The organism is Bartonella sp. MR168JLCBS (assembly GCF_042194175.1).
In genome coordinates this window covers 1-506 of sequence record NZ_JBHIMP010000653.1, presented here as the reverse complement: position 1 = coordinate 506, position 506 = coordinate 1, and the positions used below count along the sequence as shown (strand labels likewise).

The 506-nt window shown below is 39.3% G+C and carries 1 protein-coding gene; it reads right to left on the bottom strand.

The features are described 5' to 3' along the window. Positions 1-18: 18 nt before the first annotated feature. A partial coding sequence (locus ACFIK8_RS13220) for a MerR family transcriptional regulator (protein ID WP_375669682.1) occupies positions 19-506 on the bottom strand: 488 nt, incomplete at its 5' end.

Genomic DNA, 506 nt, shown 5'->3' with positions numbered 1-506 from the left:
ATAGAGAAAAAAACATCGTTATCGTGCTCTGTCAAGCACACGCTTACATTCAATTAATTCAAACAGTATTTCTTGCAACAATGCTTTATCGGTTTTATCTTTGTAAACATTAACAGAACCGACAGATGTTTCCCCTTCATTCCTCATGAAACTCAAAAGCCCAAAAGAAGACTTTTTAGGCTTACTGCTCGTAGATTCAGCAGTTTGTTCCCCATGTTTTTTTTCTAACACGACGTCCATAGCATCAAGATCACCATTACCAACTGCAGTAACAAAAGCAATACCTTTCTCTTTTAAAAGGCGTTGCACACCTTTTATCGTATAACCCTGCTCGTATAATAACTGCTTAATACCATTGAGCAAATCAACATCAACTGGGCGATAATAGCGTCTTCCGCCACCACGCTTCATTGGTTTAATCTGCCTAAAACGTGTTTCCCAGAATCGTAAAACATGCTGAGGAAGCTCCAATAATTCGGCCACTTCGCTAATTGTGCGAAAAGCAC